Consider the following 25,427-nt stretch of genomic DNA (forward strand, 5'->3'; position numbering starts at 1 on the left):
TCAGGACAGGAAGTTCAGCAGCGACAAGCGCTTGGTCTGACCGGCCACGGTGTAGGCCGCTTGCAGGGTGTTCATCGAGGTGCTGAGCCGGGCGGCCACCTCCGTCTGGTCAATGCCCTCGATGCCCGCGATGCGGTCGGTCAAGGTGGCCTTGGCGTCGGTGTGGCTGCTCTTGGTGCTGTCGAGGGTCGCCATGTCCGACGCGACCTTGGAGTGGATGGAGCGCAGCTCGTCGCTCGCCTGGGACATCAACTCACGTGATTTGTTGATGTACTCGGTGTATTGCCCCGGATGGCTGGCGGCGACCCGCGCCATGCGGAAGGCCTGGACCAGCGTCTGAAACCCCTTTTCATCGGCGCTGACGCCATAGGTGATGTTCAGGCCATCGTCAATGCTGACCTGTGATTTCCGATAGGCGTCGGGGTTTTTGCCCTTGGTCAGAAATTCGGTGTCGTAAAAGGGCAGATCCGGCGGATCAACATAAGGAACGTCGGTGATCGGATCGGCTTCCGGCGGCAGGGTCGCCACGCTGACCGTGTTGTCCAACGACCCGTTCGTCACCTTGGCCGTCGTCGTGAACAGTTGGGTGCGATTGGGGTGATTGGGGTCCAGATTGGCGGTGCTGGTCAGGGCGATGCCGGCGCCGCTGCCCACGGCGTCGATGGTGACGGGCGGTTGCGGCTTGGTCGCCGCGAATTGCTGGCGCAGCTTGTCCGCCACCGCGCTGACCGTGGTGGTGCCCGCCGCGTAATCGGTGTCGCTGACCGTGTAGCTGATCTTGTAGCTCTGATAGGGCGGCAGATCCTTTGGCTCGGTCGGGTTGGCGGCGTAATATTTTTGATTGTAGGGGTCGTCAGGATCGCCGACCGCCACCTCGAACTCAAAGGTGTCGCCAATGTCGACGTTGGCGCCGTTCAGGGTGAAACGCTGGATCTGCGGCAGCGTGGCCGTGGGGGTTTGCGTCGTCGACGCCACGTCGGTGGAGTTCTCGACCGTGGCCGCGTTCTGGACGCGGGACGACACGGTGAAGGACTGCCCCGGATCGTTGCCCACCAGCGTGATGATGCCGTTCGCCGTTGAGACGGTCATCGGCAAGGCCGGGCTGGCGGCGTTGATCTGGGTGCTGAGCGTTTGCGCGATGAAGGTCAGAGTCTTGGGGTCGGCCGCCTGGATCTGGTAGCCGAAGGTCTGGCCGTTGACCGTCATCTCGTAATAGTCGTCGGCGTTCGTCACGGCGCCGTTGAACGTCACCTTGCTGGTTTGTTTGGTGGCCATCAGATCGGTGACGGGTTCTTGCGAATAACGCGACCCGGCGAACAGATAGCGGTCGCCAAAGCGCTGATTCATGTATTCCTGAATGTCCCGCATCGCTCCTTCGGCGCGGTCCTTCATCTGGTCAGCCTGCGGGAAGGCCACGGTGAAGCTGCTGTTGGACGCCGCCGACAGTTTGTCGAAATCCAGGTTCAACACGGCGCCGTCGCCCGGTCCGCCAGACATCGTGAAATTGTAGCCTTTCCCATCGCTGGGCGGCGTGGTTTTCAGATTGAGCGTGCGGGTGGTTTTGCCGCCCAGACCGTCGGTTACGGTGACGTCGAAACTGCCGTTGTTGCCGGTCTGCGACGGAATGGCGGTGATGGTGTAGCGGGCCCCGACGGTCAGGGTGGATTTGGTGGTGTCCACCGCCACCTTCATCGCGTCGGGATTGGCGTTGTAGGCCGACGTGATGCTGGGCGGGCCTGGCGCGAACGGCATCAGGTTGCTGGACTGCCAGTCCGACGCCAACTTCTCCAGCGCGGTCAGCACCTTGTCCGACGCGGCGACGCGCGGGCTGGCCGTGTCGATGTTCTGGACGTAATTGTCGCGCCGAGCCATCTCGGCGCGCAAGTCCAGAAGCTTCTGGGTGTCGGTCCCATAGGCGTTGAGGTCGGTTGACTTCTTGCCCGTGGTGAGTTGTTGCGACAGCGTATCTACGTTGTTCTGGCCGTTGGACAGATTCCTGACCAGACTCAGATACTGCGAGTAGCTGCTTACTTGCGTTATCGAGCTCATCGGACCACAGCCTCCAGCGCGTCAAACATTGCATTGGCCACTTGCATGACTCGTGCCGAAGCCTGATACGATGTTTGAAGCTGCTGGAGATTGGCGATTTCCTCGTCGATGTTGACGCCGGTGTTGGAGTGGTAGCGCTCGGTCAGGAGCTGGAGAGAGGCCTTGTCCGAGGTCTGCTTGTCGCTGATCGACTTGGCGGTCCCCATCCAGGTTCCGGTGATGGCGCTGGCCATTCCGCTGTAGGTCGTGTCCGTGAGATTCAGGCCGTCAGCGGTCAAATTCCGGCCCGGCGCCTTCAAGGCGTCGGTGACGCCGTCGATCGCCAACCGCTTCACTTTTGCCGTGTTGTCCAAAAGCTTAGCGTTCACCGAGATGGTGAAGCGGTCCGATCCGGTGAAGAATTGGTCGCCCTGTTCGCCGTCGGCGGAAACCGCGTTGTCGTAGGCGTCCTTGAAGCTGGTCGGCTCCCCAGATTTTGTGGCGCTCGTGAAGGCCGAGGCGAACTGGTCCAACTGCGAGCGCAGCTTGCGGATCACTTCGGCGGTCGGGTCGCCGCTGGCGGGCTTGGGCGGATCGGACAGCGAGCCGTCCTGGCGCATCTTCAGCAGCGCGCCCAGCTTGCCGTCGTTCAGATGGTTGTTGATCGGGGTGACATTGTTGCCGACCTGTAGGTTGATGTTGCCGCCGTCGAAGGAAAGTTTTGCCGGTTCAGCGTCAACCAGAGCCAAGCCGGTCGGCGAAAACAGGGCGACCCGCCCATCCGGGCGTTCGACCGTGCGGATGCTCATGTAGCCGCTCAACTCGCGGATCAATCCGTCGCGCTTGTCAGCCACCTCATTTCCCGCCGCGCCCTGGCTTTTCAGCGACACCATGTCGTTGTTGATCTGGTTGATGTCTTTCAGCAGGCCATTCACCTTGGTCAACGAATTGTCCATGTCGACCGTCATGGCGCGGTCCATCTGTTCCACCCCCTCCGACACGCGGCGGATTTCACGCGCGAAATTGTCGGCGGATTGAACCAACTGGTATTGGGCGGTTTCGTTTTCCGGGGACGCGGCCAGCGTGCTCCAGGCGGCCTGGAACTTGTCGGCGTAGCTGTTGATGAGCGGGGTGCCGTTGGTGGTGCGCAGCAGATCGCCCAACTGCTGCATATAGGCCGACTGAACGGCGGAACCGCCATTGCGCGAGGTCAAATCCTGGACCTGCCCAAGCAACGCGGTGTCAACCTCGCGCCGATACTGGGTGTTGATAACCTGCCCGCTGCCATCGACCATCTGCTGGACGGTGTGGCGGGTGCGGTTGGGGTCGTCGGCCCGGGCGATGTTGTCCGAGACCAGCTTCACATTGGTCTGAACGGTGCGCAGACCGGCGGTGGCACTGTTCAAGGCGCTGAAGAGGGAGGACATGGCCGTTGACCTTTCGTCGGGCAGGGGGAGGGATTCGGCGGCGTGACGCCGCCGTTCCCATCACACGCACTCTTTGAGTTGCACCCCTCAGGCGTTCAAAAACCGCGATTAACGCTTCAGGCCGAGGACTTCCTGGAGCATTTCGTCGGACGTCGTGACGATCTTGGTGTTCGCGGAGTAAGACCGTTGGGTCACGATCAACTTGGTGAACTCATCGGCGATGTCGACGTTGGAGCCTTCGGTGCTGTTGGCGATCACCGCGCCGGCGCCGTTGGTCTCTGGATCGTTGAAGTTCGGTTTTCCCGCGTCTTCGCTTTCCAGGAACACGCCGCCCGATTCACGTTGGAGCGCGTTCGGGTTGTTGAAGGTGACGATCGGCACCTTGGCGATGACTTTCGAGCGGCCATTGTCATAGTTGACCAGCACGTTGCCGTTGTCGCCGAACACCACGTCTTTGAACTGGCCGCGCGGCGCGCCGTTTTGAACCAACTGCGTCACGTTGATTTGCTCGCCCGCATATTGGGTCAGACCGCCGGGCTTCTGATACTTGCCCATGTTCAGCGTGACCTGTTGCGGACCAAAACCGTAATCGACCGTGAAGGTGACGTTGGCGGCGGCCCCGGCGGCCTGGGTGGCGGCGCTGACCGCCGTGCCTGTGCCGACCAGCGCGGTGGAGATGTTGGTCAGCGTGCCGACAGTCTCCGGAGTCTTGCCGAAGGTCAGGCCGATGTGGGCCGGGGTCTGACCGGCCACGCAGGTCTGATCGAGCGTGAATTGCTGGGCTGTGGTGTTCGTAACGGTGCCGGTGGCCGTCGCGTCGCTGGTGACGGTCAAAACGCCGCCAGAAACGCTTGCGGTGCCGCCCGCCGCGTTGATCTGCGTGGCGAAGTAGTTCATCACCGCGTTCGGCGTGCCATAGGTCGCGTGATTGGCGGCGGTGATCGGCAAGGAGTAGGTCGTGCCGCCCGCAGTCACCGTGTAGGTGTCGCCAATGTCCGAAACCGTGGCTCCGCCCAGCGTGATCGTGCCGGTGCCGGTCATGGTTTGCGTGTAGGCGGGATCCGTCGCCGTTTTGGCGGTGACGCTGATGACCCCGCCCTGCGCCGTGGCCGTCACCGGCAGCGAGGTGTTGGAGTTGATCTTGTTCGCCAACGCGGCGGTGATGTCCTCCATCGTCAACTCGTCGCCGGTGGTGCTGTAGGTCACGGGCGTGCCGTTGACGCTCAACGAATAGAGCGTGCCGACGTCGCCCGGCGTTCCAGTCAGGGTCACGGTGCGGGTCTGACGCACGCCCGCGACGTTGGCGGTCGAAAATACGCCGGTCATCGTGTTCGCGGCGGCGCTGGAGTTGACGACGCCGCTCGACGTCGCGGTGATGGTGCCGGCCGCCGTGCTGTTCTGAATGCTCAGAACGCCGCCGGTGGCCGACGCGGTTACGCCCAGCCCCGCCGCGTTGATGCGGTTGGCCATTTCCTGCACAACGCCGGTGACGTTGGCGTAGGTGGAATAAGTCTGCGCGGTGACGGTGACGGCCAGCGTGGTGCTGGTGGCGGCGCCGCCGACCTGCACGCGAATTTGATAGACGTCGCCAACGTCGATCTGCGACTGCGGGAAGGAGTAGCGGTCGATCTGACCGGCGGTCGAGGTCGCCGCCGTGGTCGTCGGCCCGGTGATCGTGTTGGTGGTCGGCGCCGCGCCGGACACGCTCTGGCTGATCTTGAACGGGGTTCCGGCGTTGCGGGCGGAAACATGGATCACGTTGTTCGTGACCGTCGCCAGCACCGACGCCGCCGGGGACGCCGAGTTGATTTGGTTGGCCAAGGCGCCCGCCAGACCCGAATAGGTGCGGATCGACGAGATGTTGTCCGACGTGATCTTCAGGCTGTAGTTGGTGCCGTCAACCGTGACGGTGTAGGTCTCGCCAACCCGCAGATTGTCCTGGCCGTTGGTGTTCTGGCCGGAAATGACCACGGCGTTGGCCTGGGCGATCGCCGTCACGCCCGCGATGTTCTGCCCGAAGGTCGCCGTGGCCGGATAACCGGCGAAACTGCCGTCCACCGGCTTGCTGTTGGAGCCGGGCGCGTCGATCACCATCCGCCAATCGCTGCCAGCCTGCTGGCGCCATTTGAAGTTGACGGTGCGCGGGTTGCCCTGCGTGTCGAAAATTTGGATGCTGGAATCGGGGACCTTTTGCCCCTTGGCCGGGGTCGCGGGCAGATTGGCCGACAGGTCGATTCCCGTGGTCGAAGTTGGTTTGTCGATCAACGAGCTGACCTGGATGGGCGCGACCTGATCCTTCTTCAACTCTCCCGTCACCGGATCCGTCACCCAGCCGTTCAGCGCGTAACCCGCGCTGTTGACCAGATAGCGGTTCTTGTCCAATTCAAAGTCGCCCGCGCGGGTGTAGTAGGACGCCGACGCGCTGACCGTTCCGGTCTGCGTCTGGACGGTGCCCGTCGTGCCTTGAGTGCTCAGCTTGGAGACGCTGAAGAAGCCCTGGCCCTGGATGGCGATGTTCGTCGGGCTTTGCACCTGGGTCAGGCTGCCCTGGATGTTGTTCATGAAGACCGGCTGCGCGGTCACGCCGCCCGGCGCATGGAGCCGCTGACTCGATTGCAGAACCATCGTCTCGAACGCCGTATCGACCCGCTTGTAACCAATGGTCGAAGCGTTGGCGATGTTGTCCGAGATGTGGCCAAGCGCCTTCGACTGGGCATTCAAGCCGAGGACGGCGGTTGTCATCGAACCGAAGATGCTCATGGCCGGTGGTCTCCGAAAAAGGTCGAACGTCGTTGCCTCTTTCTAAGCAAAAGGAGTGCCAACCGGCGCAATCCGATTATCTATTTGTTTTTAAACGGTTATTTCTGAGCATTGGCCCAAGGGGCACGTTTTTGCCGGGCACTGGGAAAGTTTCGCCTAGCGGTTGGTGGAACAGAAAGGGAAGAAAACGCCGCCTGCCCTTTGCCGTTCCGTCCCAACACGGTTTCTCTCAGCGGGTGGAGAACCGCTCGCTCAACGCGCGGCCATAGGCCAGAAGCCGTTCAACCGCCTCGTGGCGGGCGTCGACGGTGGCGAACAGGCGACGCGCCTCAATCGTCTCATCTCGATGAAAGTCCGGATCCAGGCAAAGACGCTTGGCCCGCTCGACATAGGCGTCAAAATTGTCTTGCGCGCGGGCCGCCCCGACAACCGCCGCGACGTCGCCCTGGTTCAGCGTGACCACGGGAACCCCGTCAGCCAGCGCATAGGCCGCGCTGCCGCCGCCGCCCTGGCGCGGTGGGTTGAGGTAGGCGTCGGCCACGTGATAGAGCGCCCGGATTTCCCCGACAAAGCCCAAACACCGCAAGCGAGCGGCGTTGCGCGCCCGTCCCAGGCGCGCGGGCAGGGAGGCCACCGGCCCGGCGAAAACAACCACCGCCCTCGGGCACAAATCAAGAAGGCGGTCCAACCGCTCGACGAAGGCGGGCGTCACCTCGTCGTCAAGCCGCCCGCCAACCACGGTGAACAGGAAGGCGTCGTCGCTCACGCCAAAGGCCGCCCGGCTGGCGTTCTGCGCTTGCGGCGGCGCCGAATACCCAAAGACAAAAGGCCGGAAACGCTCGGCAAACGGCGCGCGATACTCGTCTGGAACGCCAACCGTGGGATCGCCGCCGTCAAAGCTCAGCACGATGTCGGCCTGGGAACAGGTCAACCCGCTGGTGGTTGGGATGCAGATGGTTGGCCGGACGCCCGCGAACAGGTCGGCGGCCAACACCGATCCACCGAACGACACCACGAGGTCGGGATTGAACCGCTCGATGGTTTCGACCAACCCCCGGATTTTGCTTTCCGACAGGCTGCGTTCAACCGACGACCAGCTTTGAACGGTGGCCCCTCCATCCGTCACCGGCATGGCTCCGGCCAAGCTGGGCGTGACCATCGCCTGAAAGGGCGGCACAAAGGCCGTCACCACCACGCTGGGCAGCAAATTGCCATTCACCAGCAACACCGTGCAGCCAAACTCGTCTTGCAGGCGACGGGCGTAATCGAAGGCGTCGCGCGACGGCTGGTGCATCGGTTGAGTGAACTGGTTGGTCACGATGGCGACGCGTTGCGGCGTTCCTGCCTGGATCTTGGCCGGGGCGACCTGGATGGCGTAGCGATGGCGGACTTCCCGCAAAATCCAGCGGTACAGACGGGGCAAATCCCCCGCCGTGAAGGCGGAAAGGCGGGTGGCCAGCGGACGGCCCAGAAAAACCTGACGGCTGATTGACCAATAAACGGCGTGGGCCACGTCCAGCGGCCAATCCCCGCCATTGCCGATCACCGTGTGAATCAGCCGTTCATAATGATAAAGATCGCCGCTGAGACGGAATTGCGCCGACGCGTCGAGGATTGGGTCGCCGCACAGCGGGTCTTCCTCCAGCGCGTCCAGGATCGCTCGGGAAACCGCCGTTCGATCCCCCAGCATCGTCGTGCACAGGCGGTCGATGGCCGCCAGCCGCTCCAACCCGCCGTTGGGATTGCAGCATTGCGCGCGCAACTCCTGCAACGCCACGCCCGACCAGGCGGCTGACGCGGCGTCAGAGGCGACCGGGGCGCTTTCGGACGGAAGGAAAGCGGCCAGAGCGGCGCGGCGCTGCCGGGCGTCCACATGGGTAGGATCATGGATCAGGCATTGATCGTAGGCGTTGGCCGCATCGGACTTGTGGCCCAGCGCTTCCAACGCCAACCCCAGACCATGCCAAGCCGGAGCCGACGCCGGATCGCGGGCCAGCGCCCGCCGGAAGCTGTCCGCCGACGCTTGGGCGTTGCCGCGCGCCAGTTCGACGACGCCCAAATTGCGGTGAGCCTCGATGAAGTTGCCGTCAAGATTCAGGGCTTGGCGGTGCGCTTCGACGGCCTTGTCCAGCGCGCCGGTGGCGCGCAGGGCTTCTCCCAGATTGCTGTGAAAGGCCGGGTTGCGGTCATCCAGCGCGATGGCCCGTTGAATGACGTTGATCGCCGTCATCGGATCGCCGGTCTGATAGGCGATGACGCCGATCAAATGGGTGGCGTCGGCGTTGGAGCGGTCCAGAGACAAAACCTGTCGGTACAGCGCCAGCGCGCCCGGCAAGTTGCCCTGCTGGTGGGCGGCCAGCCCCTGCTTGAGAATGTCCGTGCTGTCGCTCATGCCGGGTTCGCCGTCTGGCGCGGCGCTGTTTGGCGGGCCAGCGCCTTCAGAACGGCGGCGACCGTCCCCATCACGGTGGCCCAATCGCCGGGACGGGGTTGGCGGAACAGCCGAAGCGACGGGTACCAGGGGCTGTCCGCCCGGTCGAGCAGCCAGCGCCAATCGGGGGCGTAGGGCAACAAGAGCCAGGCCGGAACCCCCATCGCCCCGGCGAGATGGACGATGGCGGTGTCCACGCTGATGAGCAGATCCAGGTTGGCGAGGATCGCCCCGGTGTCGGCGAAGTCGCGCACCCGCTCCATCGGATCCTCAAAGCCGCCGGGGGCCAGCGCCGACAGCGCGCCGCGCGCCTCCCCCGCCTGAAGATTGAACAAGCGAACGCCGGGAACGCCCAGCAACGGGCGCAGCGCCGTCACGGGAAGCGAGCGGTTGTGGTCGTTGCGGTGACGCGGGTTCCCCGCCCAGACCAGCCCGACGCGCAAGCCTTCCGGCCCACTGGCGAGCTGGTCGCGCCAGCGGTTGCGGTCGCCACGCTCGGGCGTCAAATAGGGGATCGCCGCTGGGATGTTGGACAGGTCGGTGGCGAAAGCGCGCGGCAGGCTCATCAACGGGCAATGACAATCATGCGGCGGCGGTTCCGGTCCCCGGACCAGCACCTGGATGGACGGATCGAAACTGGCCTGAAACAGACGGAACAGCGCCGGGCTGGCCTCGATCACCACCCGCCCGCCCGCTTGCGCCACCAGGGGCGCGTAGCGGACGAACTGCATGGCGTCGCCAAAGCCCTGCTCCATGTGCAGCAGAATGGCGGCGCCGTTCAACGGCTCTCCCGCCCAGGGCGGCGTGGAGAAGCGACGCCAGCGATGCTCAAACCCCTCCCAACCGACCCGTAAATCGCCGCGAACCAGCCGACCGACCGCGCGGGCCAACTGGGCGCCCGCATGCGCGGGTTGGGCCGTCAACACCCGGTCAAAGCAGCGCTCCGCCTCGGCAAAATGGCGTTGATCGCGCAGCACGGTTCCCAGATTCAGCAACGTTTCGGCGTGGCCGGGTCGCAAGGCGTCGGCGCGCAGCAACCACCCCCGCGCCTGCGGGTAACGCGCCAGCCCGTGCAGCGTCGCCCCCAGCGCGTCCAGCGCGTCCGCCGACGCCGGATCCAGCGCCAAGGCGCGGCGCAACGCCGTCTCGGCGTCCTCCAGCCGTTCGGCCGCGCGCAGGGCCGCCCCCAGATGCGCCCAGGCTTGAGCCGCCGCCGGGCGGACGCGGAGCGACCGGGTGATCGCGGCGACCGCCAGGGCCGGAGCGCCGGTTTGCGCCCGCAACACGCCGAACAAATGCAGCGCGTCGGGCTGCGCCGGATCGACGCCCAAGATCAGCCGGTAATGCCGCTCCGCCGCGTCAACGCGGCCCGCCATGTGGTGGTTGACGGCAGCGTCGAGAGCGTCCAGGAGTGTCGTCATACCTTCTTGTTTACACCGGCATCCCCCGGTTAGGCGAGCACCCTTTGCCGATCACGGAATGGACGATCATGGACGACCAGCATGGATGACCGTTTGCCGACGCATCTCTGGGTGATGGCCCACATCCGCGCCGCCGACGCGCAGGGCGTGTCGATCATGGTGGTGCGCAAGGGCGATCCCAGCCGGGGCACGGTCATCCTGAAGCTGAACCGGCTGGACCGGACATTCTCCGTGCTGGTCCAGGTGAATGACGGCGACCGGCTGTTCTGGTCGCGCGGCACTGGCCCCGATCCGGTGCCGGAGGCGGACGCCGACGCCTACATCGCCCGGCAGACCCGCTATGATCCCGACGTCTGGGTTCTGGAGGTCGAGGACCGCCAGGGCCGTCACTGGTTTGAGGGAGCCATCCGCTGACCGAAAACGCTTTTGAAATCAGTCTGATGTGGTGACGCGGGGAAAACGCAGGGTGAAGCGTGTCCCCTCATTCGCTTTGCTCGACACCGCGATGGAGCCGTGCAGCCGTCCGGTCACGAGGTTGTAGACGATGTGCAGCCCCAACCCGCTGCCGCCGCTGCCCCGCCGGGTGGTGAAGAAGGGATCGAAAATCTTCGGCAACACGTCTGGCGGAATGCCGCTTCCGTTGTCGGCGACCGACAATTCGACGGTGTCCTCATCGACCAGACGCGCGGCGATGGTGATGGTCCCCGGTTTGTCCGGGGCAAGCGCGTGGATCAGCGCGTTCATAATCAAATTCGTCAGGATCTGCGACAAGGCGCCGGGATAGCCGTCCAGTTCGATGTCTGTCGGGCAATCGAGCGCGATGGTCAATTCCATCCGGGTCTTGTAGGTCGGGTGAAGGCTGCGCAACAGCTCTTCAATGTAATCCTTCAGCAGAAAACAGCGGCGCTCGTCGCTTGATTGATCGACGGCGACCAGCTTGAAGCTTTGCACCAGATTGGCGGCCCGTGTGCTGTTGGTCAGGATCAGATTGGCCATTTCCAGCCCATCGCTGAGGAAGCGCTGGAAATCCGACTTTTTCAACGTGCTGGCGGCGTGACCGCGCGCCAGATCCTCAATCAGCGCCTGCAATTGAGACGCGCCGGTGATGGTGATGCCAATCGGGGTGTTCACCTCATGCGCCACGCCCGCGACCAGTTGGCCGAGGGAAGCCATCTTTTCGGCCTGGATCAAACTGGCCTGGGTCGCCTTCAACTCATTCAGGGCGCGTTCGGCGGCGTCGCGCGACTGCCGCAACGCGTCTTCGGCCTCCGCCTCGCGGGTGACGTCGACGACCACGGCCTGAATCGCGGGGCCATCCATCCAATCGACCCGCCGCCCGGTCAACTCCACCCACAAACAACCGCCGTCGGGGCGGGTGGCGCGGATGCGGCGGCGTCCGGTCGGCTGTCCGCTGGTCAGCAGATAATGGTAATTCTCGATCATCTTGGTTTGCTCCCCCGGTCCGACCAGGGACAGCAGAGAGGGCAGGGCCATGATGTCGGCGACGCTGACGCCAAACATCGCCGCAAAGGCTTCGTTGGCGTACACCGCGCGGAAATCGCGGTGAATGATGGTGCCCTGAATCGATCCTTCGACCAGACTGCGGAACCGCCGCTCATTGTCGGACAGATCCCGCTGCCGCCGGTCGATTTCGTCGATGAAATAGCGGATGGAGGCCCCGATGTCGGTGATTTCGTCGTCGCCATCCACCGGGATGGCGGTTTCGCCGCCATTGCCGGACAACCGCGCCAGCACCGCCCGGTTCAGCGCCACCAACCGCGACGACAGAAAGCGGCGGAAGATGAAATGGACGGCGATCACCAAAAGAATCGACGCGGCCCCCAGCGCCATGACGGCGCGCGTCCGTTCGGCGATCAAGCCCCCCAAGGCGCTGGTGCGCTCCGCCGACAGATCCCGAACGGAATCGAACAGGGCGCGGGAGGAGCGGTCCACGGTCTCCACCAAAACGCGGGCCTGTCCGGTCAGCGCCTGGGCGCGGTTGCGCGCCTGCAACCGCTCCGCCGCGCTCTCATACAGGCCCCCCGGCCCGATCAGCAGAGAGAACAACTCTTCCTGCATGGCCGCCATCGCCTGACCCGACGAACCGACCGTGGTTCCGGCGATCTGGCCAAGCTCCAACAGCGTGCGTTCAACAGCGCGTTGTTCGCCCTTCAGGCGGTTGAGATGCTCAAGCTGAATCGACCCGGCGGCCCGCGCCATCAACGCGCCGACCCGCGCCGCCCATGGTCCGATTTCTGGTCCCGACAGCCCTTCCAAACCGCTGGACAAGCGCCCCAAACCGATCGCCGCTTCCGTCAGCCGTTCCCCATGGGCGATTTGACGCGAAACCTCGGCGTTCAAATCCGCGACCGTCGCCGCCAGAATCAGCAACGTGGAACGGGTTTGCTCCAACAGGCGAACGTCGCCGTCTCCAACGCCGTCATTGTCCCGTTCCTCGACCAACAGGCCGCGCATGCGGGCGACCAGCAATTGCATGGATTCCAGATCGGCGATCACCCCGTCATAGATCGAGCGGCGTTGCGGCGTGGAGGTCGCCCCGGACAGCAACGGCAGTTGCGCGACCAGCTTTTGCAAGGCCGCGTGCAATTCGGCGCTGGTGATGACTTCCGGCAAGGTGTTGGTGGACAACGCCGTCACTTCGGATCGGAACAGCCGGAAGGACGACATCGACACGCCGCCGATGACCAGGACCAGCAACGCCATCACCGACAGCCCCAGCGAAATGCGCAAGGCGATGCCAAGGCGACGCCGCCGCCGGGTGGGCGGTCGGTCCATCGGCACGCTGCGCGTCGCGTCGATGTTGGACGCCCTGGACGGGGCAGGGGTGACGAGGGTCATGTCCGGTTTCACCCGTTCACCATCACCGCTTCACAACCATCCGCCCGTCCAGGCGCGGAGAGAAGACGCCTGCGCGCGCGATGTGGGCGATGAGCTGGGTGGAGACGAAATCGGCGTCGCGGTCTTCCACCAAGCGCGGCGCGACGCTGAGCGCGGCGTAACCATCGCCGCCGTTCGCCAGAAAGCTGCTGGTCGCCAGTCGGTAATGCGCCTTGCGATCCAACGGAAGCCCGCCGACGCTGATTTCTTGCACACGGTGGCCGGGCGGTTTGCGAACATCCGCGACGACGCGGGCGTTGGACAGGTGGGGAAAGCGGCCCTGCGCCTGCTCAACCGCCGACAAGCCGCTTTCGACGCTGTCCCAAAGCTGTTGTCCGGTGACGTTCAGCACGATTCCGACGTCGTGATAGGGCAATTCGCTGTAGATGTCGCGTCGGGTCAGCGTGGCGCCGTCGGCGTATTCCCGGTCGCCGCGAATGCCGCCGCCGTTGAACAGACCGACATCGGCGTCCAGAGCGGTTCGCAACGTGTCGACCACCGCGTTGGCAAACGCGTTTTCACCGGCGCGCACCGCCTCGCGCCGTGTGTCGAGGGCGCCGTCCAGCCGCCCAACCTCGATGTTCAGCATCGAATCCAGCCGCGCGGCGTAAGCCTTGGCCCGGATGTCGATGGCGGGGTCCGGCGTCACCGTCGCGGAATCCAGCGTGCGCACAACGGCTGACCAGACGGGGGCTGACCAGACGGCGGCGCCCGCCGCCTTCCGCTCCATGGTGATGTCAAGCGCCAGAACCCAGGCCCCTTGCCCGGCGACGGTCGCCGACAGGAAGTTGTCTTTGTAAGCGTGGCTCTCCCGCACCCCACGGTCCTGATACAGCAGAACATCGGCGAAATTGGGGCCGCCTGGACGGGTGCGGGCGGCCATCAGCGTTTTGTGCGTGTCTCCGGCGCTGCCGGTCATGGCGACGATCAGATCGACGCCCTCGGCGCGCAGCGCCTTGGCCTTGGCGGTCAGGGCGACCACAGGATCGCGAAATTCGGTGCGCGGCGCGCGGGTGGTCTCTCGCGTCAGCGTTGGGGTTGCGGCAAGCACCCCGACGCGAAAGGGACCGGCCTTCAAAACGACCGAATCCTCCAGCCCATCCAGCGGTTTGCCGGTTGCGCGGTCCACCGCGTTGGTGGTGACGAGGGGAAATCCCGCCTCGAAGGCGCGGGCCATCAAGCGGTCGTCGCCGTGGTGGAACTCGCGATTCAGCGCGGCCATCGCGTCGATGGTCATGCCGTTCAGCAGATCAATGATGTGCGCGCCTTGATCGTAAAAGGCCAGAACCGAGGGCGCCAGCGTCTGGCCGCCGTGCAGGACCAAGACGGTCCCATGCTCTTTCCGTTCCTGGTCGATCACGGCGGCGAGCCGGGCCATGCCGCCACGCCCTTGGGTTTCCCCCAATTCCGTGGTGCCTTGCGTGTAGAGTATGGTGAAGCGAAAGGGATCGGCCTGCGCCGACGCCGTCACGAGAAAAGGCGGCGCCGCGCAAACCAGAGTCGCGATGAAGCACGCAAGCCGAACCTTTGCCTTGCCCGACCACATGCCGCCCTGTCCTCCGCCCGGTGTCTCGTTTTGTCCGACACGCCGATTATGCGCGTTTGCGCGCCGGGGGAGAAGCAAAGCCGCGTTACTGAATTGTCACACAAACGATGCCCGATGAAGGCGCGCGTCAATCCTTGGCTGTCACCGGGCAAGCATCTGTCAGGTCATCACACAAGATCTTTGGGCGAATCCTCAGCGCTTGAGACTGTCCGCCGACTGGCCGAACAGGATCTTTTTGCTCTCGTCGTTCACCGTCGCCTGATTGGTCGGGTTGACCGCCGACCCTTTTTCATAGGCGCGAATCACCGCCGGGCGGGCCTTGATCGCCTGGAACCAACGCTTCAGGCTGGGGAAATCGTCCAGATTTTGCTGCTGCCGCTCGTGCGGGACGACCCAGGGGTAGCTGGCCATGTCGGCGATGGAATAGTCGGCCCCGCCCAGAAATTCGTTGGCCGACAAACGCTTGTCCATCACGCCGTACAGACGGTTGGTTTCCTTGACGTAGCGCTCCATCGCGTAGGGGATGCGTTCGGGCGCGTATTGGACGAAATGATGGTTCTGCCCGGCCATCGGACCAAGCCCGCCAACCTGCCAGAACAGCCATTCCGTCACCGTCTTGCGGCCCCGAACGTCGGCGGGCAGGAATTTTCCGGTCTTTTCCGCCAGATACAAAAGAATGGCTCCGGATTCAAAGACGGTGATCGGCTCGCCGCCGTCGGCGGGGGCCTGATCGATGATGGCGGGCATGCGGTTGTTGGGCGAGAAGGCTAGGAAGTCTGGTTTGAACTGGTCGCCAGCGCCGATGTTCACCGGCTTGATGCTGTAATCCAGCCCGGCTTCTTCCAGAAACATCGTGATCTTGTGGCCATTGGGCGTCGGCCAGAAATACAGGTCGATCATCGCAAACCCTCCGTTGACGTCCGCCAAATCTGGAGTCCCCCCGCTCGTCTGACAAGAGCGCGTCGGCGCGGGGCAGATCCTCGCGCGACATTCATAATTTCGTATAATGAAATTGAATTTCATTTTGTTGACAGGGGCGAAAACGGCTGTCAGTGTGACCAACGAACAATCATTGTGGCGCGGTTGGCCTGCGACGACGGCCCGCGACGCCCCCCTTCTCCCAGACGGAGAGAGACGGCATGGCTTTGGATTCGGATGTGTTGGCCCAACTGCTGGACACGCTGGCGCGGTTCGTCCGCGAAAAGCTGGTCCCGCTGGAACACAAGGTGGCGGAGGATGACGCGATCCCGGCGGAGGTCATCGCCGCGATGCGCGAGATGGGCCTGTTCGGCTTGTCGATTCCCGAAGAATATGGCGGGCTTGGCCTGTCGATGGCGGACGAGGTGCAGGTCGCCTTCCAACTCGGCCAGACCTCCCCGGCTTTCCGCTCGCTGATCGGCACCAACAACGGCATCGGTTCGCAAGGCATCGTCATTGACGGGACGGAGGAGCAGAAGCGCGCCTATCTGCCGCGTCTGGCGGCGGGCGAGATCGTCGGCGCCTTCGCCCTGACCGAACCGGAATCGGGATCGGACGCGGGCAGCCTGCGCACCACGGCGCGGCGCGACGGCGATCATTTCGTGCTGAACGGAACCAAGCGTTTCATCACCAACGCGCCGCAGGCCGGCCTGTTCACCGTCTTCGCCCGCACCGATCTGGAAAGCCGCGACGCGCGCGGCGTGTCGGCCTTTCTCGTCGAGGCGGGACTGCCCGGCCTGTCGCTCGGCCCCATCGACAAGAAGATGGGCCAGAAGGGCGCCCACACCTGCGACGTGATTTTCGAGGATTGCCGCGTCCCCGCCAGCGCCGTTTTGGGCGGCAAGGAAGGGCAGGGCTTCAAGACGGCGATGAAGGTTCTGGACCGGGGCCGCCTGCACATCGGCGCGGTCTGCGTCGGTCTGGCCGAACGCTTGACCCGCGACGCGCTGGCCTACGCGATGCAGCGCAAACAGTTCGGCCAGCCGCTCGCCGAATTCCAACTGATTCAAGCGATGCTGGCCGACAGCCGGGCCGAAGCCTACGCCGCGCGCTGTATGGTGACGGAAACCGCGCGCCGCCGCGACGCCGGGCAGAACGTCAACACCGACGCCGCTTGCTGCAAGCTGTTCGCCACCGAAATGGTGGGCCGCGTCGCCGACCGCGCCGTGCAGATTCACGGCGGGGCCGGTTACATCGCCGATTACGGGGTGGAGCGTTTCTACCGCGACGTCCGCCTGTTCCGCATTTACGAGGGCACCACCCAGATCCAACAGTTGGTCATCGCCCGCAACATGATCCGCGAGGCCGCTTGATCGTGGCCGCCTCCGCTCCCGACTTTGCCAAGATGGTCGCCGATCTGCCCGAACGGATCAGTCACGCGGCGTTGGCCTGGGGGGAGGCGACCCCCGACGCCCCCGCGCTGTTCGACGGGGTGGAGCGTTGGAGCTACCGGCGGCTCGCCGAAGCCACCCGCGCCGCCGCCGTCTGGCTTGACCGTTTGGGCGCGCGCGGCGGCGACCGCGTGATGATCGTTTGCGAAAACAGCCCCGCCGCCGTGATCCTGATTCTGGCGGCGAGCGAGCGCGACGTCTGGCCGGTGATCGTCAACGCCCGGCTGTCCGACCGCGAGATCGACGCCATCCGCGACCATTGCCAACCGCGCCGGATCTTTTACACCGACGCGGCGTCGCCGGACGCGGCGGCCCACGCCGCCCGGCACGGCGCGGAGCCTTTGATCGACCCGGCGCTGCCGCCGATGGCGGTCGGCGCACTGTTGGACGCCGAGCCGGAGCCGGTCCATCGCGGCAACGCCCGGCAGGTTGGGGCGCTGATCTACACCTCGGGCACCACCGGCAAGCCCAAGGGCGTGATGCTGTCCCATCGCGGGTTGCTGTTCGTCGCCTCCGTCTCGGGCTGGATGCGCGGGTTGAGCCACGCCGATCACACCTATGGCGTCCTGCCGGTCAGCCATGTCTTTGGTTTGGCCTCCACCTGCCTTGGCACGCTCTACGCCGGGGGCTGCCTGCACACCGTGCCGCGCTTCGCCCCGGCGGCGGTGTGGAAGGCCTTGGCCGAAGATGGCGTCACCGTCTTCCAGGGCGTTCCGGCGATGTACGCCAAGCTGATCGAGCACCGCAACCTGACCGGCGGTCTGTCGGCGTCACCCGCCTTGCGTTACCTGTCCTCGGGCGGGTCGGTTCTGGATTTGGAGCTGAAGCAGGCGGTCGAACGCGCCTTCGGCCTGCCGCTGCACAACGGCTATGGGCTGACCGAATGTTCGCCGACGGTGACGCAAACCCGGCTGTCCGCGCCGCGCGCCGACGCCAGCATCGGCCCGGCCCTGCCGCTGGTCGAGCTGCGTTTCGTCGATCACGTCAGCGGCCTGGACGTGGCGGACGGGCAGGCGGGCGAATTGTGGGTGCGCGCGCCCAACGTGATGCTGGGCTATTACCGCGAACCGGCGCTGACCAATCAGGTCGTCACCGACGATGGTTGGTTGAAAACCGGCGACGTCGCCCGGCTGGAGCCGGACGACTGCCTCAGCGTGGTGGGTCGCATCCGCGAAATCGTCATCCGCTCCGGCTTCAACGTCTATCCCGAAGAGGTCGAAGGCGTGCTGACCAGCCATCCGGCGGTGACGCTGGCGGCGGTGGTCGGCGTCGCCCTGGCGGGGAACGAGGAGGTCGTCGCCTTCGTCCAGTTCATCCCCGGACAGGAGGCCGACGAGGACGCGCTGAAGGCCTACGCCGCCGAGCGTCTGGCCCCCTACAAGCGTCCGGCCCGCATCGTCGCCCTTGACGCCTTGCCCGCCAGCCCGACCGGAAAATTGCTGAAAAGCGGCCTTCGCGCGCTGGCCGCCGACATCATGGGCGCGCCCAAACCCGCCTGACATCCAAACATCGCCCCAACATCGCCCCCAAACATCGCTGCAACGACATGGCCCCAAGCTGGAAACCGGCGCAGGCCCGACACCGGAGGACAACGACCCATGACGCGGACGCTCGCCAAACTCGCCGCCACCGCCGCCACCGCCGCCTTGATGGTCGCGTTGGGCGGTCCCGCCGCGCAGGCCAAGGATTTCCTTCTGGGGTCGGAGCTGCCCTTGACCGGCAACCTCGCCCGCGTCGGGCAGGGGATGCATGAGGGCATCGCCGTCGCCATCGACATGGCCAACAAGGCCCAGGCCGGGAAGCACAGCTTCAAGGTCGTCACCATCGACGATGAAACCTCCCCCGCCAAGGCGGTCGCGGCGGTGGAAAAGCTGATCGGCGACGGGGTGGTGGCGCTGACCGGCGGCTATGGCTCCAACATCATCGGCCCGGCGTCGGAAGCGGCGCAAAAGGCGGGCGTGGTCTACATCACCTCGGGCGGGGTGACGCCGGATCTGACGGGGCGCGGCTACAAGACCTTTTTCCGTATCAACAACACCGACGGCTACGCGCTGGCGATGATCGGGCTGTTGCAGGAGATGGCGGCGAAAAAGGTGTCCGTCGTCTATCTGAACAAGGAGGCGACCAGCAACCTCGCCAAGCAGGTCAAGGACGCGCTGGGCGCCAAGGGCGTCGCCGTGACGATGCACGAGTTCGACGGGGCGACCAGCGATTTCAAGCCGCTCATCAACAAGGTGAAGCTTCAGGACCGGCCCGACGTGGTCGCCATGGTCGGTTACGAGAACGACTATGTCGGCATCCTGCGCGCCGCCAAGGTGCTGAAGCCCGACGTCAAGGCGATGGTCGGGGTGTGGTCGCTCGCCACATCGCAGATGGCCAAGGAGTTTCCCGATCTGATGGAGAACGTCCACGGCACCTCGATGCTGCCCTTCCCGGTGGAGTTCACCCAGCCCGAGGCGCTGGAGTTCGCCGCGACCTACAAAAAACTGTTCAACAAGGAACCCGACTATCTGGGCCAGTTCGGCTATGTGCAGACCCGTTTGCTGATCGACGCCATCCTGCGCGCCGACGCCGCCGGAACGCTGGCGGGCGGCGGCTTGCCCGACGAGCTGCGCAAGACCGACGCGCAAACCCTGATTGGCCGCGTGACCTTCGACGCCAAAGGCGACAACCCCAACTTCACCCACCGCATGGGCCAGCACCAGGGCGGCAAGGTGGTTCTGGTCTGGCCGAAGGAGTTCGCCAACGGCGCGATGCGTTTCCCGGCGACGCCGTGGTGAGACGGAGAGGCGCTTTGCCCCCTCCCTCCCATGCTTGACAGCATGGATCCCTCCCTCCCCCGCCTACGGCGATGGAGGGGTGGAGATCCCCTCTCCCGCGCTTGCGCGGGGGAGGGTTAGGGAGGGGGCAAGCCCAAGCGCCCAGTTTCCACCGCTCAGTCCCGTCCACCCCCATAAGGCGCATCCATGATCGAACTGACGCTGCAAGCCTTGTTCTCCGGTCTGCTCGCCGGGGGCTATTACGCCACGGTGGCGGTGGGGTTGGCGCTGGTGTTCGGGGCCATGCGGGTCATCAACCTCGCCCATGGCGAGTTGGTGCTGCTGGCCGCCTACATCGCCTACGCCGCCGAATCCCGTTATGGGATCAACCCGGTGATGGCGATTCCCATCGCGCTGGTCGTCGTCGCGTCGGCCTCGGCCATCGTTTACGCGCTGCTCAGCCGGATCGAGCAGGACCGCGAGATCAACTCGCTGATCCTGACCTTCGGCATCGGCATCATCATGACCAACGGCATCCTCACCATCTGGGCCGCCGACATCCATTCCACGACCAACCCGTGGTTCCAGGATTCGCTGGTGATCGCCGACACCCTGTTCGCCATGAACGCCGAAATCGTGTTTTTCGTCGGCGGGCTGGCCCTGATGGCCGGGGTCTATTGGTGGCTGAACCATTCCTGGCAAGGCCGGGCGGTGCGGGCGCTGACGTCCAACCGCAACGCGGCCATGCTGATGGGGGTCAACCCGCGCCAGACGGAAATATTGTCCTTCATGATCGCCGCCCTGCTGGCGACCTTCGCCGGGGTGGCGATTTACACCGGCAAGACGGTGTTTCCGTCGCTGGGCCATGTGCTGACGGTCAAGGCCTTCATCATCACCGTGCTGGCCGGGATGGGGTCGATCCATGGCGTGCTGATCGGGGCGATCATGATCGGGGTGATCGAGTCTCTGACCGTCACCTATCTGTCAGCCTCCTTGCAGGAGTTGGCCGGAATGCTTCTGTTTCTGGTCGTGCTGTTCGTCTCGCCTTCGGGCCTGTTCGGCGGTCGGAGGGCCTTGGCGCGATGAAACACGCGATGAAACACGCGATTTTGGGCGCGGCGCTGCTCGCCGCTTACGTCGGCGTTCCGCTGCTGTTCGGCGGCGCGCCCTATGTCATGGGGTTGATCGTCGCGGCGCTGACCATCGCCGGGGTGGCGCTGGCCTGGGCGCTGCTGGGCAATCTCGGCGGCATGGTCAGCTTTGGTCACGCCGCCTTCTTCGGGGTGGGATCTTACACCTCCGCCGTCCTGTCGATGAAGCTCGGGGTTCCGGTGTTCGCCGCCCTGCCGCTGGGCGGGTTGGGGGCGGCTGTGGCGTCGGTCGCCATGCTGCCCGCCTTGCGGCTGCGCGGGCCGTATTTCGCGCTGGCCATTCTGGCCTACGCCCACATCTTCCAAATCCTGGCGACGGAGATGACGCCGATCACCGGCGGGGCGGGCGGTCTGCTGTCGATCCCGCGCTTTCCCACCCTGTTCGGGTTGGAGTTTGGCGGCAAGACCGGCGGCTACGTCATCATCCTGACCATCATTCTTCTGTCGGCCTTCGCCTATGACGCGGTGCGGCGCAGCGCTTGGGGGCTGGCCTTGAAGGCGATGCACGACACCGAAATCGCCACCCGCGTGATCGGCGTGCCCAGCACCCATTTGAAGGCGGCGATGCTGGCGCTGTCGGCCTTCGTCACCGGGGTGGTCGGGGCCTTCAACGCCCATTTCATCAGTTTTCTGGAGCCGGATTACGCCTTTTCCAGCACTTGGACGGTTCTGCCCATCGCGGCGGCGATCTTCGGCGGCTATCGCACGGTGTGGGGGCCGGTGGCCGGGGCGTTGGCGATCTATCTGCTCGACCAATTGGTCTTCAAACCGATCCTGCCGCACGGCCACCAGATGGTGTTGGGCGTGCTGCTCTGCGCCATGATCCTGCTCAGCCCCGGCGGCCTGCTGCCGGTCCTGCTGCGCCGCCGCCATTCGGAAGGAGGCCGCCATGCTCACGCTTGAGGGGGTGCATGTGAATTTCGGCGGGGTGCAGGCGTTGAAAAGCGCCAGCTTCGCCGTCGCCGAGGGGGAAAGCATCGGGTTGGTCGGCCCGAACGGGGCGGGCAAGACCACGCTGTTCAACGTGATTTCCGGCGTCGTCCGCCCGTCCGGCGGGCGGCTGGATTTTCGTGGGCACTCGCTGCTGACGCTGCCGGAATGGAAGCGGGCGCGGTTGGGCATCGGGCGCAGCTTCCAGATTCCGCGCCCGCTGGGCCACTGCACGGTGCGGGAAAACCTGATCGTCGCCCAACGTTTCGGCGCGCGGACCAACGACCCGCAGCGGATCGACGAGATCCTCGACATCCTCAATCTGCGCGACAAGGCCGACAGCGACGCCGCCACCGGACTGGCCCTGACGGAGCACAAGGCGCTGGAGGTCGGCAAGGCGCTGGCCACCAACCCGCGCCTGCTGCTGCTGGACGAGGTTCTGGCCGGGCTGGAAACCACCAGCAAGCGCGCCTTCATGGAACGGCTGGGCGCGGTGCGCGACCGTTACAAGCTGGCGATGGTCATCATCGAACACGACATTCCGACCATCGCCGCGCTCTGCCCGCGCGTGTTGGTGCTGAATTTCGGCCAGATCATCGCCGACGGCGCGCCGGACGCCGTGTTCCGCGACCCGGAGGTGATCCGCAGCTACACCGGCGAAACCACGCTTTGAAGGGCTGCTCCGCATGACCAACGCATTGGACGTCGTGTCGTTGCGCGCCGGGTATGGCGCGATCAACGTGCTGTGGGACGTCTCGCTGACCGCCGAAACTGGCAAGACCACGGTGATCGTCGGCCCGAACGGGGCCGGGAAAACCACCCTCTTGCGCGCCATCATGGGCTTGGTTCCCGTCACCGCCGGGGACATCCGCGTCAACGGGCAAAGCCGCAAGGGGGCCAAGACCTGGGACACGGTCGCCGACGGGGTGGTGATGATCCCGGAAGGGCGGATGATCTTCCCCGACATGACGGTGGAGGACAATCTGATGATGGGCGCCTTCCCGCGCGCTTGCCGGGCCGGGTGGAAGCGCAACAAGGCGATGGTGTTCGACTTCTTCCCCCGTCTGGCCGAACGGCGCGACCAGATCGCCGGAACCCTGTCGGGCGGCGAGGCGCAAATGCTGGCCATCGGGCGCGGCCTGATGGAGCAGCCGCGCGTCTGCCTGATCGACGAGCCGTCGCTTGGCCTCGCCCCGGTCGTGGTGGACGAGATTTTCCGCATCCTCGGCCAATTGCGGGCCGATGGGATGACCATCATTCTGGTGGAGCAGAACACCAGCCGCGCCCTGAAGATCGCCGACCATGTGCATCTGATGCGGTCGGGCAAGGTTGTGCTGTCCGAACGCGGCGACGCGGTGGATCTGGACCGGCTGCACGCGCTTTACTTCGCGCATGACGCCGCCTGAGCGACCGACGGAACAGGATTTTTCGATGAGCGACCTTTTGAACGGCGAACCGCCGTCCGGCTATCAGGATCTTCTGGGCTATCGCCTGAGTCGCTGGGAGGAGGGGGCGGCGGAGCTGACGATGCCGGTGGACGCCCGCCACCTGAACCGGGCCGGCGTGGTGCATGGCGGGGTTCTCACGTCGCTTTTGGACACGGTTTCGGGATTCTCTGTAACATTCTGTCCCCACGAAGGGCGGGTGAGACGCGTTGTGACGCTGTCGCTCTCCACAAGCTTTCTTGGCCAGGCGCGGGGCGGTACGTTGATCGCCATCGGACGTTTCCGGGGCGGCGGACTCAAGATCGTCGGCGTCGCGGCGGAGGTCCGGCACGCCGAAACGGGCGCCCTGCTGGCGACGTCCGAAGGCATGTTCAAATACAGACCGGGCAGCGAGAACCGGGAGGGAACCGAGCGATGACGGGGCAAGTGACGGTCGCGCGCCAGGGGCGCGTGCTGATTTTGACGATGGACGACGCGGCGACCAAGAACGCCTTGGGGCCGGAGATGATGGGGGCGGCGCGCGACGCGCTGAACGCGGCGGCGACCGACCCGGAGATCGGGGCGGTGGTGCTGACCGGGGCGAACGGAACCTTCTGCTCCGGCGGCAATCTCGGGCGTCTGCTGGGCAACGCCAAGGTCGACCCGTCGATCACCCGGTCCAATCTGGACTATTTCCATGGTTGGGCGCGCGCCATGCGGCGTTGTCCCAAGCCGGTGATCGCCGCCGTCGAGGGGGCCGCCGCCGGGGCCGGTTTCTCCATCGCGCTGGGCTGCGACCTGATCGTCGCGGCGGACGACGCCACCTTCACCTTGGCTTACGTCAAGGTCGGGTTGAACCCGGACGGCGGGGCCTCCGCCTTTCTCGCCCGCGCCGCCACGCCGCAGCTCGCCGCCGAGATCATGTTTGAAGGCGGGCGGATCGGCGCGTTGCGGCTGGCGCAGTTGGCCATCGTCAACCGCGTCGTCACGCCGGGTTCGACGCTGACCGAGGCCGTCGCCTGGGCCGCCCGGCTGGCCGAGGGGCCGACCGTCGCCATCGGGCGGGCGAAAAAGCTGATCGAGGCCGGGTTCGGCGAACCCGACGACCAGTTGGACCGCGAGGCCGCCTTCTTCGTCGAGGCGCTGCACCACCCGGAAGCCGCCGAGGGCATCACCGCCTTCTTTGAAAAGCGTCCACCCAACTACCCGCGCGGCTGATCCCATGGCGTTCCGCACCCCCCTGACCGACCTGTTCGGCATCCGTTTGCCCATCATCGCCGGGGGCCTGCATTGGCTGGCCAACGCCGATTATGTGGCGGCGGCGGCCAAGGCCGGGATGATCGGCTTCATCACGGCGGCGAGCTTTCCCGATGCCGACGCCCTGCGCGACGAGATCCGGCGCTGCCGCGATCTGGCCGGGGGCAAGCCGTTCGGCGTCAACGTCTCGATGCTGCCCAAGCTGGTCCAGGGGGAGCGCACCGACGCGGTGTTCGACGCGATCATCGCCGAAGGCGTCCCCTTCGTCGAAACCTCCGGCCGCAACCCGGAGGCCTACATCCCCCGCCTGCACGCGGCGGGGATCAAGGTGATGCACAAGGTCCCCGCCCTCCGCTTCGCCCGCAAGGCCGAGGCGGTCGGGGTGGACGCCGTCACCGTGGTTGGGGCCGAATGCGGCGGCCATCCCGGTTTGGATCTGGTCGGCACCATGGTGCAAACCGTGCTGGCGGCGCGCGGCCTGTCGATTCCGCTGGCGGTCGGCGGCGGCATCGGCAGCGGCGAACAACTGGTCGCCGCGCTGGCGATGGGGGCGGACGGCGTCACCATCGGCACCCGCTTTCTGGTCGCCGAAGAGATTTGGGCGCACCAGGGCTTCAAGGAACGGCTGCTGGCGGCGGACGAAACCGACACGGCGCTGATCCTGTCCTCCCTGCGCAACACCATGCGGGTTCTGCGCAACGAGACGAGCGACCGCGTGGCCGCCATCGAAGCGGCGGGGCAGGGCAGCCTGGACACGCTGTTGCCCCATGTGTCGGGCAAGCTGGGCCGGGTGGCCTATGAGACGGGCGACGCCTCGCACGGGGCCTTGTCGGTTGGGCAATCGGTCGCCATGGCCGACCGCGTCGAACCGCTGGCCGCCATCGTCGCCCGGTTGGAGGAGGAGGCCGAACGGGCGCTGGACCGGCTGTCCGTCGTCACGGGGCGTTCCCTGCGAAATCACGCCGCAGCCTCTTGAATACGACCAGCGCGCGACAAACATGGGCGGTTCACTGCAACCACGCCGAT

General features: G+C 65.4%; 19 protein-coding genes. 11 read left to right on the forward strand and 8 right to left on the reverse strand.

Translation table 11 applies throughout. The features are described from left to right. The 5 genes from ACODS4_RS02475 to ACODS4_RS02495 form a co-directional block, all read right to left on the reverse strand. Complete coding sequence (locus ACODS4_RS02475; protein WP_488860382.1) at window positions 1-2,049, reverse strand: flagellin; 2,049 nt, start codon at window positions 2,047-2,049, stop codon at window positions 1-3. Continuing rightward, complete coding sequence (gene flgK, locus ACODS4_RS02480) at window positions 2,046-3,455, reverse strand: flagellar hook-associated protein FlgK (protein ID WP_488860384.1); 1,410 nt, start codon at window positions 3,453-3,455, stop codon at window positions 2,046-2,048. Before flgK ends, ACODS4_RS02475 begins: the two co-directional genes overlap by 4 nt. Before the next feature lie 108 nt (window positions 3,456-3,563). Beyond that, the gene (locus tag ACODS4_RS02485; RefSeq protein ID WP_488860386.1) at window positions 3,564-6,215 is read right to left on the reverse strand and encodes a flagellar hook-basal body complex protein; all 2,652 of its coding nucleotides are present in this window, start codon (window positions 6,213-6,215) and stop codon (window positions 3,564-3,566) included. Between the two features lie 229 nt (window positions 6,216-6,444). Beyond that, on the reverse strand, window positions 6,445-8,607 hold the full coding sequence (locus ACODS4_RS02490; protein WP_488860388.1) for a tetratricopeptide repeat protein: 2,163 nt from the start codon (window positions 8,605-8,607) through the stop codon (window positions 6,445-6,447). Next, the gene (locus tag ACODS4_RS02495; RefSeq protein ID WP_488860390.1) at window positions 8,604-10,067 is read right to left on the reverse strand and encodes a tetratricopeptide repeat protein; all 1,464 of its coding nucleotides are present in this window, start codon (window positions 10,065-10,067) and stop codon (window positions 8,604-8,606) included. Before ACODS4_RS02495 ends, ACODS4_RS02490 begins: the two co-directional genes overlap by 4 nt. An 81-nt stretch (window positions 10,068-10,148) precedes the next feature. On the opposite strand from ACODS4_RS02495, the gene ACODS4_RS02500 reads away from it, so the two are divergent. Continuing rightward, entirely contained in the window at window positions 10,149-10,481 is a 333-nt protein-coding gene (locus ACODS4_RS02500; protein WP_488860392.1) for a DUF1491 family protein, read from the forward strand. Between the two features lie 18 nt (window positions 10,482-10,499). Here ACODS4_RS02500 and ACODS4_RS02505 read toward each other — a convergent pair whose 3' ends face one another. The 3 genes from ACODS4_RS02505 to ACODS4_RS02515 all read right to left on the reverse strand — a co-directional run bounded on the left by ACODS4_RS02505 (window position 10,500) and on the right by ACODS4_RS02515 (window position 15,411). Further along, the gene (locus ACODS4_RS02505; protein ID WP_488860394.1) at window positions 10,500-12,926 is read right to left on the reverse strand and encodes an ATP-binding protein; all 2,427 of its coding nucleotides are present in this window, start codon (window positions 12,924-12,926) and stop codon (window positions 10,500-10,502) included. Between the two features lie 22 nt (window positions 12,927-12,948). Beyond that, on the reverse strand, window positions 12,949-14,511 hold the full coding sequence (locus ACODS4_RS02510; RefSeq protein ID WP_488860396.1) for a bifunctional metallophosphatase/5'-nucleotidase: 1,563 nt from the start codon (window positions 14,509-14,511) through the stop codon (window positions 12,949-12,951). A gap of 192 nt (window positions 14,512-14,703) precedes the next feature. Next, on the reverse strand, window positions 14,704-15,411 hold the full coding sequence (locus tag ACODS4_RS02515) for a glutathione binding-like protein (RefSeq protein ID WP_488860398.1): 708 nt from the start codon (window positions 15,409-15,411) through the stop codon (window positions 14,704-14,706). Between the two features lie 239 nt (window positions 15,412-15,650). Between ACODS4_RS02515 and ACODS4_RS02520 the strand changes: the two genes are divergently transcribed. From ACODS4_RS02520 to ACODS4_RS02565, 10 genes are all read left to right on the forward strand, one after another. Continuing rightward, a complete protein-coding gene (locus ACODS4_RS02520; RefSeq protein ID WP_488860400.1) occupies window positions 15,651-16,802 on the forward strand; it encodes an acyl-CoA dehydrogenase family protein in 1,152 nt (383 codons plus the stop codon). A 2-nt stretch (window positions 16,803-16,804) separates the two neighbouring features. Then, window positions 16,805-18,379 carry a class I adenylate-forming enzyme family protein gene (locus ACODS4_RS02525; RefSeq protein ID WP_488860402.1) on the forward strand — a complete coding sequence of 525 codons (1,575 nt, stop codon included), beginning with the start codon at window positions 16,805-16,807 and terminating at the stop codon, window positions 18,377-18,379. Between the two features lie 99 nt (window positions 18,380-18,478). Continuing rightward, window positions 18,479-19,660, forward strand: a complete 1,182-nt coding sequence (locus ACODS4_RS02530) for an ABC transporter substrate-binding protein (RefSeq protein ID WP_488860404.1) — start codon at window positions 18,479-18,481, stop codon at window positions 19,658-19,660. A 186-nt stretch (window positions 19,661-19,846) separates the two neighbouring features. Next, complete coding sequence (locus ACODS4_RS02535; RefSeq protein WP_488860406.1) at window positions 19,847-20,725, forward strand: branched-chain amino acid ABC transporter permease; 879 nt, start codon at window positions 19,847-19,849, stop codon at window positions 20,723-20,725. Window positions 20,726-20,733: 8 nt separating this feature from the next. After that, entirely contained in the window at window positions 20,734-21,693 is a 960-nt protein-coding gene (locus ACODS4_RS02540; protein WP_488860407.1) for a branched-chain amino acid ABC transporter permease, read from the forward strand. Further along, on the forward strand, window positions 21,680-22,393 hold the full coding sequence (locus ACODS4_RS02545; RefSeq protein WP_488860409.1) for an ABC transporter ATP-binding protein: 714 nt from the start codon (window positions 21,680-21,682) through the stop codon (window positions 22,391-22,393). Before ACODS4_RS02540 ends, ACODS4_RS02545 begins: the two co-directional genes overlap by 14 nt. Window positions 22,394-22,406: 13 nt before the next feature. Then, on the forward strand, window positions 22,407-23,126 hold the full coding sequence (locus ACODS4_RS02550; RefSeq protein WP_488860411.1) for an ABC transporter ATP-binding protein: 720 nt from the start codon (window positions 22,407-22,409) through the stop codon (window positions 23,124-23,126). 25 nt (window positions 23,127-23,151) lie between these two features. Beyond that, a complete protein-coding gene (locus tag ACODS4_RS02555) occupies window positions 23,152-23,583 on the forward strand; it encodes a PaaI family thioesterase (RefSeq protein WP_488860413.1) in 432 nt (143 codons plus the stop codon). After that, complete coding sequence (locus ACODS4_RS02560) at window positions 23,580-24,362, forward strand: oxepin-CoA hydrolase, alternative type (RefSeq protein WP_488860415.1); 783 nt, start codon at window positions 23,580-23,582, stop codon at window positions 24,360-24,362. The genes ACODS4_RS02555 and ACODS4_RS02560 overlap by 4 nt, the downstream gene beginning before the upstream one ends. Window positions 24,363-24,366: 4 nt before the next feature. Beyond that, on the forward strand, window positions 24,367-25,377 hold the full coding sequence (locus ACODS4_RS02565) for an NAD(P)H-dependent flavin oxidoreductase (protein ID WP_488860417.1): 1,011 nt from the start codon (window positions 24,367-24,369) through the stop codon (window positions 25,375-25,377). Window positions 25,378-25,427 lie beyond the last annotated feature (50 nt).

The sequence above is a fragment of the Azospirillum sp. FG154 genome (genome assembly GCF_057809575.1).

Bases quoted from the DNA above. Each gene is read 5' to 3' on its own strand.
- ACODS4_RS02485 (WP_488860386.1), bottom strand. From the start codon at position 6,215: ATGAGCATCTTCGGTTCGATGACAACCGCCGTCCTCGGCTTGAATGCC.
- ACODS4_RS02475 (WP_488860382.1), bottom strand. From the start codon at position 2,049: ATGAGCTCGATAACGCAAGTAAGCAGCTACTCGCAGTATCTGAGTCTG.
- ACODS4_RS02510 (WP_488860396.1), bottom strand. From the start codon at position 14,511: ATGTGGTCGGGCAAGGCAAAGGTTCGGCTTGCGTGCTTCATCGCGACT.
- ACODS4_RS02530 (WP_488860404.1), top strand. From the start codon at position 18,479: ATGACGCGGACGCTCGCCAAACTCGCCGCCACCGCCGCCACCGCCGCC.
- ACODS4_RS02560 (WP_488860415.1), top strand. From the start codon at position 23,580: ATGACGGGGCAAGTGACGGTCGCGCGCCAGGGGCGCGTGCTGATTTTG.
- ACODS4_RS02500 (WP_488860392.1), top strand. From the start codon at position 10,149: ATGGATGACCGTTTGCCGACGCATCTCTGGGTGATGGCCCACATCCGC.
- ACODS4_RS02545 (WP_488860409.1), top strand. From the start codon at position 21,680: ATGCTCACGCTTGAGGGGGTGCATGTGAATTTCGGCGGGGTGCAGGCG.
- ACODS4_RS02515 (WP_488860398.1), bottom strand. From the start codon at position 15,411: ATGATCGACCTGTATTTCTGGCCGACGCCCAATGGCCACAAGATCACG.
- ACODS4_RS02505 (WP_488860394.1), bottom strand. From the start codon at position 12,926: ATGACCCTCGTCACCCCTGCCCCGTCCAGGGCGTCCAACATCGACGCG.
- ACODS4_RS02490 (WP_488860388.1), bottom strand. From the start codon at position 8,607: ATGAGCGACAGCACGGACATTCTCAAGCAGGGGCTGGCCGCCCACCAG.
- ACODS4_RS02520 (WP_488860400.1), top strand. From the start codon at position 15,651: ATGGCTTTGGATTCGGATGTGTTGGCCCAACTGCTGGACACGCTGGCG.
- ACODS4_RS02565 (WP_488860417.1), top strand. From the start codon at position 24,367: ATGGCGTTCCGCACCCCCCTGACCGACCTGTTCGGCATCCGTTTGCCC.
- ACODS4_RS02535 (WP_488860406.1), top strand. From the start codon at position 19,847: ATGATCGAACTGACGCTGCAAGCCTTGTTCTCCGGTCTGCTCGCCGGG.
- ACODS4_RS02540 (WP_488860407.1), top strand. From the start codon at position 20,734: ATGAAACACGCGATTTTGGGCGCGGCGCTGCTCGCCGCTTACGTCGGC.
- ACODS4_RS02555 (WP_488860413.1), top strand. From the start codon at position 23,152: ATGAGCGACCTTTTGAACGGCGAACCGCCGTCCGGCTATCAGGATCTT.
- ACODS4_RS02550 (WP_488860411.1), top strand. From the start codon at position 22,407: ATGACCAACGCATTGGACGTCGTGTCGTTGCGCGCCGGGTATGGCGCG.
- flgK (WP_488860384.1), bottom strand. From the start codon at position 3,455: ATGTCCTCCCTCTTCAGCGCCTTGAACAGTGCCACCGCCGGTCTGCGC.
- ACODS4_RS02495 (WP_488860390.1), bottom strand. From the start codon at position 10,067: ATGACGACACTCCTGGACGCTCTCGACGCTGCCGTCAACCACCACATG.